Genomic DNA, 13376 nt, shown 5'->3' on the forward strand with positions numbered 1-13376 from the left:
TTTTGTTCGAGGTAAAATCGTTTTAGGCGCGGCGAAGACTATGCAGCCTAGTCATTCTAAGCAAATGGTCTTCAACAAAGCATAAAACGATTTTTGCGGGGGCGCCTAGCTCGAACCCTTCGGGCAGCCTTTGTGGTTCATTTCTACTGCGTTATCGGCTTTTTATGCAGGCCACCCACAAATCGCTGCAAAAATCAGCTCGAAAGGTCAACACGCCCTAAACACGACACAACATCGGGTCTGGTGTATCACCTGCCATTGGTGAATTGACTCACAAACTGATTAAGGAAGAAATGGATGAATCCGATGAAACACAGCTACCTAACGAGTGCCGTACTGATCGCAGCCAGCTTTGCCACCAGCAATGTTTATGCAGAAACGTGGAAATTCGCTCTAGAAGAAGTCAAAGGCTCGGTGCAAGATGCTTATGCGCAAGAGTTTAAAAAGCGCATCGAAAATGCAACCGATGGCGACGTCACAGTGGAAGTCTATCCATACGGCACATTAGGTCAGTCAGAAGATCTTACCGAGCTTACTGCGAACGGTATTATCCAATTTACCAACGCATCGCCAGGTATTTTTGGTTCATTCGTGCCCGAAATGCAGGTTTTCTCCATCCCTTACCTTTTGTCGCAAGACAATGATGTGAATAAAAAAGTGCTGAGTTCAAGCCCTACAATCTATGACACACTCGGCGGAAAGCTAGAACAGAAAAACCTCAAACTTCTCACTATGTATCCAGAAGGTGAAATGGTGTGGACGACCAACCGTGAGATTCGTTCTCCAAAAGATTTTGATAACTTCAAAATACGCGTGATGGCATCGCCAATGCTGGTTGAGGCTTATAAATCGTTTGGAGCCGACCCTACGCCTTTACCCTACTCAGAAGTCTATGGTGCTCTGCAACTTAAAATGATCGATGGTCAAGTAAACCCCGTTTTTGCTATCGAAGAAATGAAGTTCTACGAAGTGAACGACTACATGATCTGGGCAGGACAACAACAATTTACTACGACTGTCATTACCAACAACAGCTGGTTCGAAACCCTCCCACAAGACCGCCAAGATCAGGTCAATAAAGTCATCGCTGGTATGACTGACTTTATATTTGAAAAACAGGATGAGTTTAACCAAAAACGTCTTGATCAAATTAAGCAAGCAAAACCAGATATGCAGATGATCAAACTCGACAGTGACGAACGTGCAGCATTTAAACAAGCCTCTATGCCAATGCGGGACAAATACATCGAGCTTACAGGCGACAGCGGTAAAGCAGTGCTGAGCTCACTGGAACAAGAGTTCAATCAATAACAGAATCAATAACAGAAAAAGGAGTGGCCTTCGGGCCACCTTATAGCGGTTGACCAGTCATCAACTATTCTGAACTGATTGGTATTTTACAGGGAGACCAATTATGCGCCTCGATCGCTACGACGTAAAAATTCTACAAATACTTCATGACAATGGCCGTATTACCAAATCTCACCTTGCCGAGGCCATTAACCTATCCGTGAGCCCTTGCTGGGAGCGTGTCAAAAAACTGGAAGAAGCAGGCATCATTGAAGGCTACGGGGCAAAAGTAAATACCGATGTTTTGTTCAAACGAACGTCGGTCATGGTTGAAGTTACGCTCAAAAAGCACAGCGCCCAAGCGTTCAAACGTTTCGAGCAACTGGTTCAACACTCACCAGAAGTCACTGATTGTTATGCCACTGGCGGCGGTGTCGATTACATCCTCAAAATTCAGTCGGAAGATATTGACCAATATCAGCGGCTTATCGACAACTGGTTAGAGTCAGAAGTGGGCATTGAGCGCTACTTTACTTACATCGTGACGAAAACAATCAAACGTGATGCAGGCACATTAGAAGTGAACCAAAACGCCTTGTTCTAAAAGGGAAAACACGCTTAAAAGACGACCAGAAAAATCACCATATCTGATGGTGTGGAAAAGAAAGTTTTGATGGTTTAAACCTCGGCATCAGAAATTATTTCGGTCACTTCTCCATTACAGTTTAACTATGGACAACGACGCTGGGAGAAGGACTCATGACAGCACTGCACAGCTTACATGCTGAGGAATTAAAAGCCTCGCACGACATGATGGCGATAATGAAAGACGTACGTTTGGTGAGAGGTTTAGCGTACGTAAATGGCAAATGGGTAAGTGGTGACCAATTTCATCCGGTGGATAATCCAGCGGATGGGACGGTCATCGGCTACATCACCAAGCTATCTCAGCAACAACTCTATCAAGCGATTGATGAAGCCGACCAAGCCTTTCGTCAATGGCGAAAAATGCAAGCAGAAGAGCGCGCTGAAATTCTCATGCGTTGGCACGATCTGATTTTAGAATCAAAACAAGATCTTGCTCGTTTGATGGTTATGGAACAAGGCAAAACATTAGGTGATGCTTTGGGTGAAATCGACTACGGCGCATCCTTTGTTCGTTGGTTTGCAGAGGAAGCACGCCGCAGTTATGGCGAAACCATCCCAAGTCATATTCCGAATGCGCAGCTATCGACGGTACGCGAACCGATTGGTGTCGCAGCACTGATTACACCATGGAATTTTCCTAATGCAATGGTCACCCGTAAAGCCGCCGCAGCATTAGCGATAGGCTGTCCGGTGCTCATCAAACCTGCCAGCGAAACGCCTTTCTCCGCATTGGCCTTGGCAGAATTAGCAGACCGAGCCGGCTTTCCACCTGGTGTATTTAACGTGATTACTGGCGATGCGGTGATGGTGTCACAAACCTTGTGTCACTCCGATAAAGTCAAAGCGCTCTCGTTCACAGGTTCAACTCGAGTGGGTAAGTTGCTGCTGCGCGACGCGGCACAAACCGTGAAGAAGTGCAGTATGGAGCTCGGCGGTAATGCCCCTTTCATCGTGCTGCCAGATATGGATGTCGAGCAAGCAGCCAAAGCCGCCGTGGATGCCAAGTTTCAAACTGCAGGACAAGACTGCTTGGCCGCAAACCGTATTTTCGTCCCCGAAGATAAGTACGAAGCGTTTTTGGAAGCGTTTGCCAAAGAAATGAACCACATTGTTTTGGGCAATGGTTTAGATGAAAAAACCACCATGGGGCCGCAGATCAATCGCGCTGCGGTGGATAAAGCGCATGATTTGGTGCGTGACGCACTCGACAAAGGCGCGCGATTGGTAGCGGGATACCACCAGCCCGTACCAGGCGAAAACTTCTTTGCGCCGACATTGCTGGCCGATGTCACCCCTGATATGGCGGTGTATCGCGAAGAGAATTTTTGTCCTGTGGCAGGCGTATTGCCTTACCAAGACTTAGATACCGTGATTGAAATGAGCAACGACACTGAGTACGGCTTAGCTGCCTATGTTTATGGCCACGATATTCACCAAATTTGGCGCTGCATGCGTGGTTTGGAATTTGGCATGGTGAGCGTGAACTCCGTCAAGATGACTGGACACCCTATCCCATTCGGCGGTGTGAAACAGTCTGGACTTGGACGAGAAGGCAGTCGCCACGGCTTTGAAGAATACAGTGAAATCAAATACTGCTGCTTAGGCGCTTTACCAACCGTCAGTGGCAGTTAAGGCACGAAATATGGATATCCAATTATTAGAGGAGAAGGATCATGAGCAACAAAACCCAACAACTTTTAGAGATCGACCGTCAGAGAGTATTTCATGCCTCAACCCACCTGAAGCAGTATGCGGCTGGGGAGCTTTCGGGAAGAATTATCTCGAGCGGAAGCGGAATACGCATCACCGATTCAGAAGGCATCGAGCTGATAGACGGCTTTGCCGGGTTGTATTGTGTGAACATTGGCTATGGCAGGACTGAAATGGCCGATGCTATTTATGAACAAGCCAAAGAGCTGGCGTACTACCACACTTACGTCGGTCATACGAACGAAGCACTAGTGACACTGTCAGATCGCATCATCAAAATGGCGCCTGAAGGCATGAGTAAAGTCTACTACGGCATGTCAGGCAGCGATGCGAACGAAACTCAACTTAAGTTGGTCTGGTATTACAACAATGCTCGTGGTCTACCAGAGAAGAAAAAAATTATCTCCCGTGATCGCGGCTACCATGGTTCAAGTATCGCTTCGGGTTCAATGACAGGGTTGCCTCTGTTCCACGCACATTTTGATTTACCGCTTGAGCGCATCAAGCACACCATGGCGCCGTATTACTATCGCCGTGAAGACGAGAGTATGTCTGAGCTTGAATTCTCTCAATATTGTGCGGATCAACTCGAAGCGATGATCTTGGAAGAAGGCCCTGAAACGGTGGCAGCGATGATTGCGGAACCAGTGCTCGGTACTGGCGGTATTGTGCCACCACCAGAAGGGTACTGGCAGGCGATTCGTAAAGTACTAGACAAATACGATGTACTCTTGATTGCGGATGAAGTGGTCTGTGGCTTTGGTCGCCTCGGCTCCGATTTTGGCTCGCTGCACTACGACATGAAACCGGATCTCATCACGGTAGCGAAAGGGTTAACCTCTGCCTATCAACCGCTATCTGGCGTGATCGTCGGTGAACGAGTTTGGAGTGTGCTAGAAAACGGCACCGACCAATGGGGCGCTATCGGACACGGTTATACCTACTCCGGTCACCCAATGGGAGCGGCAGCCGCGAACTGCAACCTCGATATCATTGAACGTGAAGGCTTGGTGCAAAACGCAGCCGAGGTCGGCGCTTACCTGCAGCAACGTATGGCGGAAACGTTTAACGATCATCCATTGATCGGTGATACTCGTGGCGTTGGCTTGTTGCATGCGTTGGAGTTTTCTTCAGACAAACTCCGCCGAGCACACTTTGATCCAAACTTGAAAGTGGGTCCGCAAATCGCGGCAGCCTGTTTAGAGCAAGGCTTAATCGCTCGCGCCATGCCACATGGTGACATCCTCGGCTTTGCTCCACCGCTTATCGCGAATCGTAATGACATCGACACTATTGTCGACAAAGCGCACCAAGCGGTCAATAAAGTGATGGATAACCTCGTCACGTCTAAACAGTGGCAGCCAAAATAGCCGCGAATTAACCAACTCACAAACCTACCAACGATTACCGCCCTCTCTGACCAAGTTAGAGGGGGCGGTCCTAAGAGACGTACTACATGGAAACACAAGCAATCTTTGCCGCAAAGAAAGCGATTAACGGATTAGTCAGTCGCACACCATTACTTCACTCACCACTGTTATCGCAACAATATCAATGTGAAATTTGGTTAAAACTGGAAACACTACAACCTATTGGTGCTTTTAAATTGCGTGGAGCGACTCATGCCATGAACAAACTGAGTGAGGAACAAAAACAACATGGCGTCGTCACTTGCTCTACTGGTAATCACGGCCGTGCCGTGGCTTATGCTGGGCAACGACTAGGAGTCCGCACCGTGATTTGTATGTCCAATTTAGTGCCACAAAACAAAGTCGACGCAATTAAAGCATTAGGCGCAGAAGTTCGAATTGTTGGGCAAGCTCAAGACGACGCGGAGCGAGAAGCATTGAGGCTAACAGAAGAAGAGTCGATGACCTATCTCTCACCATTCGAACACCCAGACATCATCGCCGGACAAGGGACCATTGGGCTAGAAATCATTGAAGATCTTCCTGATGTCGACGTCATTTTCGCCGGGTTATCTGGCGGCGGATTGATTGGTGGTATTGGCTTAGCCGCAAAATCAAATAGCAGCAAAGTGAACGTGTATGGCGTTTCCATGGACAAAGGCGCAGCGATGGTAGAAAGCATTAAAGCAGGAAAACCAGTACAAGTTGAAGAGCACGAATCGTTTGCTGACAGCTTGGGTGGCGGCATAGGTTTAGACAATCGCTATACCTTCAAACTCGTGCAAGAAGTCATGGATAAAGCGTTTTTAGTCAGTGAACACAACATCGCCAAAGGCATGGCAGATATTTTCGATGCAGAAAAATTTGCCGTAGAAGGCGCGGCCGCAGTGGGGCTTGCCGCCATTCACCAGCATCAACTGGACTTACGCGGTAAGAAAGTCGTTTTGGTGCTCAGTGGAAAAAACGTCTCTTCAGACACTTTTGAGACGGCATTAAAAATTGGCCGCCAAGTCAAAGAATAACCGAGGTCGTGCGAATGAAAATCTATAATAAATCTCAGATAGAGCAAGCAACTCAGTTAGATCTTAATGCGTTAGCGGCCGTGGAAAATGGCTTCAAAGCGCTTGGGCAAGGCAACGTCACTATGCCTCCGATTCTTAGTATGGCAATCGAAGAGCATAACGGCGAAGTGGATGTAAAAACGGCGCATATCAAAGGTAATGAGCGCTTCGCGATAAAAATCAGCCCAGGTTTTTTTGATAACCCAAAACTGGGACTACCCAGCCTAAATGGTTTGATGGTCCTCTTTAGTGCGAAAACAGGGCTGGTTGATAGCGTATTGTTTGACGAAGGGTATCTAACCGACATTCGTACTGCTCTCGCCGGCGCTATCTCCGCGAAATACCTGTCGAACTCAGAAGCATCCAAAATTACGGTTATTGGCAGTGGGCTTCAAGCAGAACTCCAAGTCGCTGCGATAAAATTAGTTAGGCCAATCTCCCAAGTGAACATCTGGGCAAGAGACAACACAAAATCGCAGGCTTACAAACAACGCATGGAGCAACGATACGATCTATCCGTATCCGTACACTCCTCTATCCAGCAAGCATGCCAAGAAGCCGACATTATTGTCACGACAACACCATCAAAAGAACCTTTGCTGAATTGGGAAGATATCCCATCAGGAGCACACGTGATCGCTATGGGTTCAGACAGCCCTCATAAACGTGAACTTGCCACGTCAGTCATTCTAAATGCTGAGCATCTGGTGGTTGATCGAATTAGTCAGTCAGAGTCGCTTGGCGAGTTACGCAGTGTAAATAAACCGCTCACCCGTAGCCTAGTCGAACTTGGCGACATCATTTGCGGCAAACACCCCTACTCAAGGCGTGTTGACGATGTTTCGGTATGTGATTTAACAGGGACTGGCGTTCAAGACACCGCAATCGCTGACTATACCGCTCAACAACTCACCAGCATTCAATCCACGATGTAACTTATTCCCTGTGACTTTGGCGGTGGGCAACCACCGCACTTTTTGAGGGCCGTAACATGCCAGAGCTCTGTACGTTTCAATCTTTAACCACTCAGTTTGATTTTTCGGCGGATGTATCCGCTTATCAACGTTCAATCGGACTCATTCAACTCGCGACCGACTATGTGCTAGAAAACGAATGGCGCGAGCATTTACCCGCAGATGTTCGCTTATACACTTCACGCTTTCTCACCACAGGTACTGTTGATCCTCTGCACTTAACAGACATGCAAAACAGTATCCGCGAGTGTGTACGCACCATCGTGCCAATGTGGCCAATCAACATCATGGCGTTTGGCTGTACGTCAGCTAGTGTGCTCATTGGCTCCGATCAAATCACTGATTTAATTCGTCAAGAGAGACCCGAAGCCATAACAACTAACCCTTGGCAAGCCGCACTGAGAGCGCTTGAACACCATCAAGCTCAAAGAATCGTTATGCTGACGCCGTATACTAATGACGTCAATCACCCACTTTATGAGTCCATGACCGAACATGGCATTGACGTTCTGGCCTTTGGGTATTTCAATCTCGACTACGATCCCCATATCCCAACCATTGGAGGACAAGACGTAGAAAATGCCTTAGCGCAGCTGCTTGAGTCGATTGATTGCACTGTGGACGCGGTATTTATTTCATGCACGAACATGCGAGTCATGCATCTACTGCCTTATTTCTCAAGCCGCTTTGGTATTCCTGTACTAAGCTCCAACCAAGTGATGCTTTGGGACGCATTGCGTTTGCTTGAGTCCGATAATTTCTCCGACGTGTCATCATCGCCCTTTCCTTGCTGATAAGGACTCGCTAAAATGCACAAAATTGCGCACTAACTGGATGAAACATGGCAAAACTTACCCTTCAAGAACAAATGCTGAAAGCTGGCTTAGTTAATGAAAAGAAACTAAAGAAAGCGAAGAAAGGCTCTAAAAAATCACGCGTTCAAGCACGCGAAGTAAAAGCGGCGGTTGAAGAGAATAAACGCCAACAGTTAGAGCGTGATAAACAATTGAGCGAACAGCAAAATGCCGAGCGTTTGAATAAAGAGATCAAAGCGCAAATCAATCAATTGATTGAGATGAACAAGATCGACTTAAAAGATGGCGATATTAAGTACAACTTCACCCATGGCACCTTGGTTAAGTCACTGTATGTTGATGCTCTCATCCGCGAACAGTTGATTAAAGGCATTCTAGCCATTGCGATTGTCGGTGAAAGCTACGTTGTCATTCCACGCGGAGTAGCGAATAAAATTGCTCAACGTGATGAGTCCGTCATCATCGAACAGAAAGAACCAGAATCGGACATTCCAGCAGAAGACGACCCATACGCAGATTTCGTCGTGCCAGATGACTTGATGTGGTAACAACAAACAATAGATGCATCAACGAAAAGAGCCGCTGATATAACATCAGCGGCTCTTTTTTTAATAGAAAAAATACGCTTCAGAAATGATGTGCGTTATTGCTTACTTAGTAGTAAATTCACACCAGATGCGGCTAAAAACAGCGAACATCCCCGATTAAAACGTTTCGCCATTTTTGGATTTGAAAACCAATGTCTAAGGTACAAACCAAAAATCGCGTAAATTGAAATGGCGACCATTTCTAAAATCAAAAACGTGGAGCCAAGGGCAAAAAACTGCTCTTGAACGTTGGCGTTCACATCAACAAACTGCGGCAAAAACGCAGTAAAAATAAGAATCGCCTTCGGGTTACCGGCGGCAAGCGTAAACTCTTGTTTCGCAAGCCCTGCATAGTTGCGTGAGTTAGTTAACTCAGAGATCGGGCTCGATTCAGAACGCCAAAGGTTGAATGCAATCCACAATAGGTACAACGCACCCACCAGCTTTAACGCTAAAAACAGCATTTCTGATGTGTACAAAATCACGGCGAGCCCAGAGGCAGACAACGCGATCATGCCAGAAAATGCCGTAATACGCCCTAAACTAGCGACAAACGCGGCACGAAAACCGTAACAACGCGCATTATTCATTGCCAATAAGTTGTTTGGGCCTGGAGTCATATTCAGAGCAAAGCAAGCGGGAATAAAAAGGAGGAGCTTCCAAATATCCATGATAAAAAATGGCCTTAATTTTTAGTAATAGCCCGCACCGTAACATTGGCTGCTAGAATGAGTAAATAAAAAATTCTACGCTAGAGCATTTCCGCTTCAAACCGAGCTGCTCTGGCTTGCGCAATCGTACAGTGCGTTTCTGTCATCAACTCCGCCAAGGTGATATTTGGGTTTTGCACCACCAACCGAATCAGTTTTTCTTCTAACGGTTCCAGTTTGTCCTGATGAACGGATAACCCTTTCTCCAACTTATTCATCACAAACCTTAGCTCTTCACACTGCCCTGCTTTTAGCTGATCAAGTAACGCTTTTAAGTTCAAAGCTTCTCCAGAAACTTGCCAATGACGTGAGCGCCTAACTCGCTTAACGTCACACCCGCAATCCGCCGCAATGACTTTAATGCGTTTAGCATTCTCACCGCCAATGCGATGAATCAGAGAGGGCAGCGAAACAATAATGTCGTCATCTTTCATCCGTTACTCTCCCACCACTGACACATTCTCTCCAACCCAAGTGAGTAGCTGTTTGGCGGCTTTGGAGAGCACCTGATTTTGGCGCACAATGTAGCCGAAATCGGTGTTTGGAAAACTAGGCAAAGGCGTGACTTCTCGGGAAAGCATTAACCTCGGATCAAGAGAGAAATCCGGCACAATGGCGGTCCCAAATCCTGCTTCTGCCCAGTCGATTTGTGCTTCCACACTGCCCACTTCCATCACGCGATGCTTAGGCAGATTTAACTCAGGTAAAGACGCATCTATCAGCTCACGGGTTCGCGTGTCGTGCCCTAGCAGAATCAACGTCTGGCTCTCTTTTCGATTGTCCTGCCACTCAAAAATGTTATCGCCAAACGCACACCAGTGAATTTGCGTGAGAGGCGTAAAATGCAGCGGTTGACTCTCTTTTTGTGCGATAACAAAGCCGATATCGGCACGCGCACTTTTCACCAAATCCACCGCTTGAGAAGACGTGGTATTGAACAATGCCAAGTCGATACCCGGGTATTCACTTTTGAATTGCTGGAACGGTTTGATAAGCAGTAAACGTGAAACGATATCGCTCGCCGCAATAGAAAGCGTTCCTTGCGTAAGATCGTTGATGGCATTGAGATCCGATTGGCAAATTTGCAGCTCATTAAGCATCCGCTGCGCCGTATCTAACAAACGCTTCCCCGCTTGCGTCAACTGCACAGGATTTCGCTCAATCAGTTTAGTGCGCGTGGCTTGTTCCAACTGCTTGATATGCAAACTCACGTTCGGCTGTGTCATGTGCAGTTCCGTCGCTGTTTTGCCGAAATGTTTTACCTCTGCAAGAGTTACGAAGGTTCGTAGCCAGTTCAAATCTAACATTGCCAATTCCAATATGAGATTCTTATCAAGTTAATGAGTATAATTAATTTCTCTTATTATGGCGAACGCCTTAAGATTTTTGTATCTGTTTTTGGAGATTAAATTATGTCGTCTATCGTTGTTGTGGGTGCAAACTGGGGTGATGAAGGCAAAGGCCGCATCGTTGACTTTTTGGCAGAGCAAGCTTCTGCGAGCATTCGTTTCCAAGGTGGTAACAACGCGGGTCACACCGTGGTTAACGACCTAGGTACGTTCAAGCTGCACCAGCTACCAAGTGGCGTTTTCAACCCAGACTGTTTGGCAGTATTAGGTCCGGGTATGGTTATCAGCCCTGCATTGCTGTCTCAGGAGATTGCGGAAGTTGAAGAAGCGGGCGTAAAAGTGAATATGTGCATCTCTGATCGCGCAACACTGTGTCTACCTCTACACGCATTAGAAGATACGCTAGAAGAACAACGTTTAGGCGACAAAGCATACGGTTCAACTCGCCAAGGTATAGCACCTGCGTACGGTGACCGCGTAATGAAGAAAGGCATCCTAGTTGGTTGGTTGAAGCAACCAGAAGTATTGGTTGAACGCCTTCAATTCATGATGGATTGGAAACTGCCACAACTGCGTGCGCTTTACCCGACGTTCGAGTTTGAACAAACTGCTGAAGAACTGGCGAACTGGCTGCTAGAAGTCTCTGCACCTTGGCGCGATTCAATTTGCAACGTAACGCTGCCTCTAAAAGAACTACAAGCGAAAGACAAAACTCTATTGTTCGAAGCGCAGCTTGGCGCGGGTCGTGACCTTGTTTACGGTGAGTACCCTTGGACAACATCTTCTAACGTTGTATCAATGTACGCGGGTATCGGCAGTGGTCTTCCAGCACTTCGTCCTGAACGCGTTATTGCGGTTGCAAAAGCATTCAGCTCATCAGTAGGTACTGGTACGTTGATCACTGCAATGGAAGAGCAAGATGCTTTCCGAGAACTTGCAGGCGAGTTCGGTGCAACTACAGGTCGTCCGCGCGATATGGGTTACTTCGACGCAGTCGCTACGAAGAATGGCGTTGAACTGCAAGCCGCAACTGAAATTGCACTAACGAAAGTAGACTGTTTGACTGGTCTTAACGATCTGAAAATCTGTGTTGGCTACGAAGGCGACCACAGCGAAAACCCAATCTGGCCTCAAACTGCATCTCTTGCGCCAATCTACGAGAAGATGGAAAGCTGGAGCGAGGACATCACAGGTTGTCGTAAGTTTGAAGAGCTTCCAGTAGCAGCACAGAAATACGTTCTACGCATTGAGGAACTGATGGGCGTACCAGTAAAAATGGTGTCTGTGGGTCCTGGTCGTGAACAAATGATTATGCGATAAGATGTGAATTAACACATCATTGGCAAGCGGCTTTTATCTGTTCCGGGGTAAAGCCGCTTTTTTTTACACTGTAAACTTTGAAGAAATTGCACTTCTCAATTCGTGTTTAGTAACCTAATCGCACCTCCCTTCCCTCTTTATTTACCAATCAATAGATTAGAGCATATAACGCATTGTGCACGTTATTAGTACATCTCTCACTTGTTAAAGAAGCACGTTATTTAAGTTAATTGTTTGAATTAATGTTCTTTAACTGATTGCTTGATCACGATCTTCATCTGCAATTTGTTGAACTAGTGCTCAAAAAATCTAACCCGCTGTTTTTAGGATAGATGAGTTCCCCAACATCCAACCTAACAGCAGGTGATTCCCATGACGAAAAATCTTTTCCGCCTCAGTACAATAACTCTCGGTTTATGCATCAGTTCGTTCTCTTTTGCGCAATCCGATCTTCCGAACATTAAAATCCTTGCCACTGGTGGCACCATAGCTGGAGCAGGTCAATCTGCGACAGAGTCAAACTACACAGCAGGTAAAGTCGGCGTTGAATCATTGATTTCTGCCGTTCCGAGCATGACCAACATTGCCGATATTTCCGGAGAGCAAGTCGTCAGTATTGGTTCACAAGATATGAATGATGAGGTATGGCTTAAATTAGCCAAACGCGTCAACGAACTGCTCGCTCAAGATGATGTTGACGGTATCGTCATCACGCATGGTACCGATACGTTAGAGGAAACCGCTTACTTCCTTGATCTGACCGTCAAGAGCAAAAAGCCAGTCGTGATTGTCGGTGCAATGCGTCCTTCCACCGCAATGAGTGCTGATGGCCCAGTTAATTTATACAACGCCGTCGTGACAGCCACCGATGAAGATTCTGAAGGGCGCGGCGTGTTAGTCGCGATGAATGACACTATATTCGATGCGCGAGACGTAACTAAAACAAACACCACTTCCGTCAGTACTTTCCAGTCACCTAACTTTGGCCCTATCGGTTACATTCATAATAGCGATGCCAAATATCAACGAAGCCCAGAGCGTAAACACACCACAGAAACACCATTCGATGTATCAAAACTCAACACACTACCTAAAGTAGGCATTGTTTATAACTATGCAAATGCGTCGAGCTTACCAGTCAAAGCCTTTGTGGATGCGAAGTTTGACGGTATTGTAAGTGCTGGTGTGGGTAATGGTAACTTGTACCACACGGTCTTTGATGAGCTAGAAAAAGCGAGCAAAGATGGCGTTGTTGTTGTAAGGAGCTCTCGCACACCAACTGGCTCAACCACTTTGGATGCTGAAATTGATGACGACAAATATGGCTTTGTTGCCTCAGGCACACTAAACCCACAAAAAGCACGTATCTTACTGATGCTGTCACTTACTCAGACTAAAAACTATCAAGATATCCAAAAGATGTTCCAATACTATTAAATCATTCTGTGCAAGGCATCTTTAGATGCACAAGAGGAGGTGTTACTCGCCTCCTCTTGCACACGA

At 46.7% G+C, this 13376-nt stretch carries 13 protein-coding genes; 10 read left to right on the plus strand and 3 right to left on the minus strand.

Features of this window, described 5'->3' with window-relative positions:
• Window positions 1-297 precede the first annotated feature (297 nt).
• The 8 genes from dctP (at window position 298) to FKN08_RS11440 (ending at window position 8455) form a co-directional block, all read left to right on the plus strand.
• Window positions 298-1311: a TRAP transporter substrate-binding protein DctP gene (gene dctP / locus FKN08_RS11405; RefSeq protein ID WP_053084244.1), complete on the plus strand. Its 1014-nt coding sequence runs from the start codon at window positions 298-300 to the stop codon at window positions 1309-1311.
• Window positions 1312-1414: 103 nt separating this feature from the next.
• The gene (locus tag FKN08_RS11410) at window positions 1415-1894 is read left to right on the plus strand and encodes an Lrp/AsnC family transcriptional regulator (protein ID WP_170892155.1); all 480 of its coding nucleotides are present in this window, start codon (window positions 1415-1417) and stop codon (window positions 1892-1894) included.
• Between the two features lie 155 nt (window positions 1895-2049).
• Window positions 2050-3570: an NAD-dependent succinate-semialdehyde dehydrogenase gene (locus FKN08_RS11415; RefSeq protein ID WP_170892156.1), complete on the plus strand. Its 1521-nt coding sequence runs from the start codon at window positions 2050-2052 to the stop codon at window positions 3568-3570.
• Window positions 3571-3611: 41 nt separating this feature from the next.
• A complete protein-coding gene (locus FKN08_RS11420; protein WP_074190436.1) occupies window positions 3612-5018 on the plus strand; it encodes an aspartate aminotransferase family protein in 1407 nt (468 codons plus the stop codon).
• An 86-nt stretch (window positions 5019-5104) separates the two neighbouring features.
• Entirely contained in the window at window positions 5105-6079 is a 975-nt protein-coding gene (eutB, locus tag FKN08_RS11425) for a hydroxyectoine utilization dehydratase EutB (protein ID WP_006741390.1), read from the plus strand.
• Window positions 6080-6093: 14 nt separating this feature from the next.
• Window positions 6094-7053 (plus strand): cyclodeaminase, encoded by a 960-nt coding sequence (locus tag FKN08_RS11430; RefSeq protein WP_145534461.1) that lies wholly within the window; start codon window positions 6094-6096, stop codon window positions 7051-7053.
• Between the two features lie 56 nt (window positions 7054-7109).
• Window positions 7110-7886, plus strand: a complete 777-nt coding sequence (locus FKN08_RS11435; protein WP_047008056.1) for an Asp/Glu racemase — start codon at window positions 7110-7112, stop codon at window positions 7884-7886.
• Window positions 7887-7933: 47 nt separating this feature from the next.
• Window positions 7934-8455, plus strand: coding sequence for a DUF2058 domain-containing protein (locus tag FKN08_RS11440; RefSeq protein WP_006741387.1), 522 nt, complete (start codon window positions 7934-7936; stop codon window positions 8453-8455).
• 95 nt (window positions 8456-8550) lie between these two features.
• On the opposite strand, the gene FKN08_RS11445 is transcribed toward FKN08_RS11440, so the two are convergent.
• The 3 genes from FKN08_RS11445 to FKN08_RS11455 form a co-directional block, all read right to left on the minus strand.
• Window positions 8551-9165, minus strand: a complete 615-nt coding sequence (locus FKN08_RS11445; protein ID WP_006741386.1) for a LysE family translocator — start codon at window positions 9163-9165, stop codon at window positions 8551-8553.
• 80 nt (window positions 9166-9245) lie between these two features.
• On the minus strand, window positions 9246-9638 hold the full coding sequence (locus FKN08_RS11450; protein ID WP_048624767.1) for a ribosome recycling factor family protein: 393 nt from the start codon (window positions 9636-9638) through the stop codon (window positions 9246-9248).
• A 3-nt stretch (window positions 9639-9641) separates the two neighbouring features.
• Window positions 9642-10511, minus strand: coding sequence for a LysR family transcriptional regulator (locus tag FKN08_RS11455; protein ID WP_006741384.1), 870 nt, complete (start codon window positions 10509-10511; stop codon window positions 9642-9644).
• Between the two features lie 105 nt (window positions 10512-10616).
• Between FKN08_RS11455 and FKN08_RS11460 the strand changes: the two genes are divergently transcribed.
• The gene (locus FKN08_RS11460) at window positions 10617-11873 is read left to right on the plus strand and encodes an adenylosuccinate synthase (protein ID WP_005373814.1); all 1257 of its coding nucleotides are present in this window, start codon (window positions 10617-10619) and stop codon (window positions 11871-11873) included.
• Window positions 11874-12245: 372 nt separating this feature from the next.
• Window positions 12246-13310, plus strand: coding sequence for an L-asparaginase 2 (ansB, locus tag FKN08_RS11465; RefSeq protein ID WP_006741383.1), 1065 nt, complete (start codon window positions 12246-12248; stop codon window positions 13308-13310).
• The last annotated feature ends 66 nt before the right edge of the window (window positions 13311-13376 follow it).

It is taken from the genome of Vibrio sp. 1-2 (7-a) (assembly GCF_013048515.1).
GTDB lineage: Bacteria > Pseudomonadota > Gammaproteobacteria > Enterobacterales > Vibrionaceae > Vibrio > Vibrio diabolicus.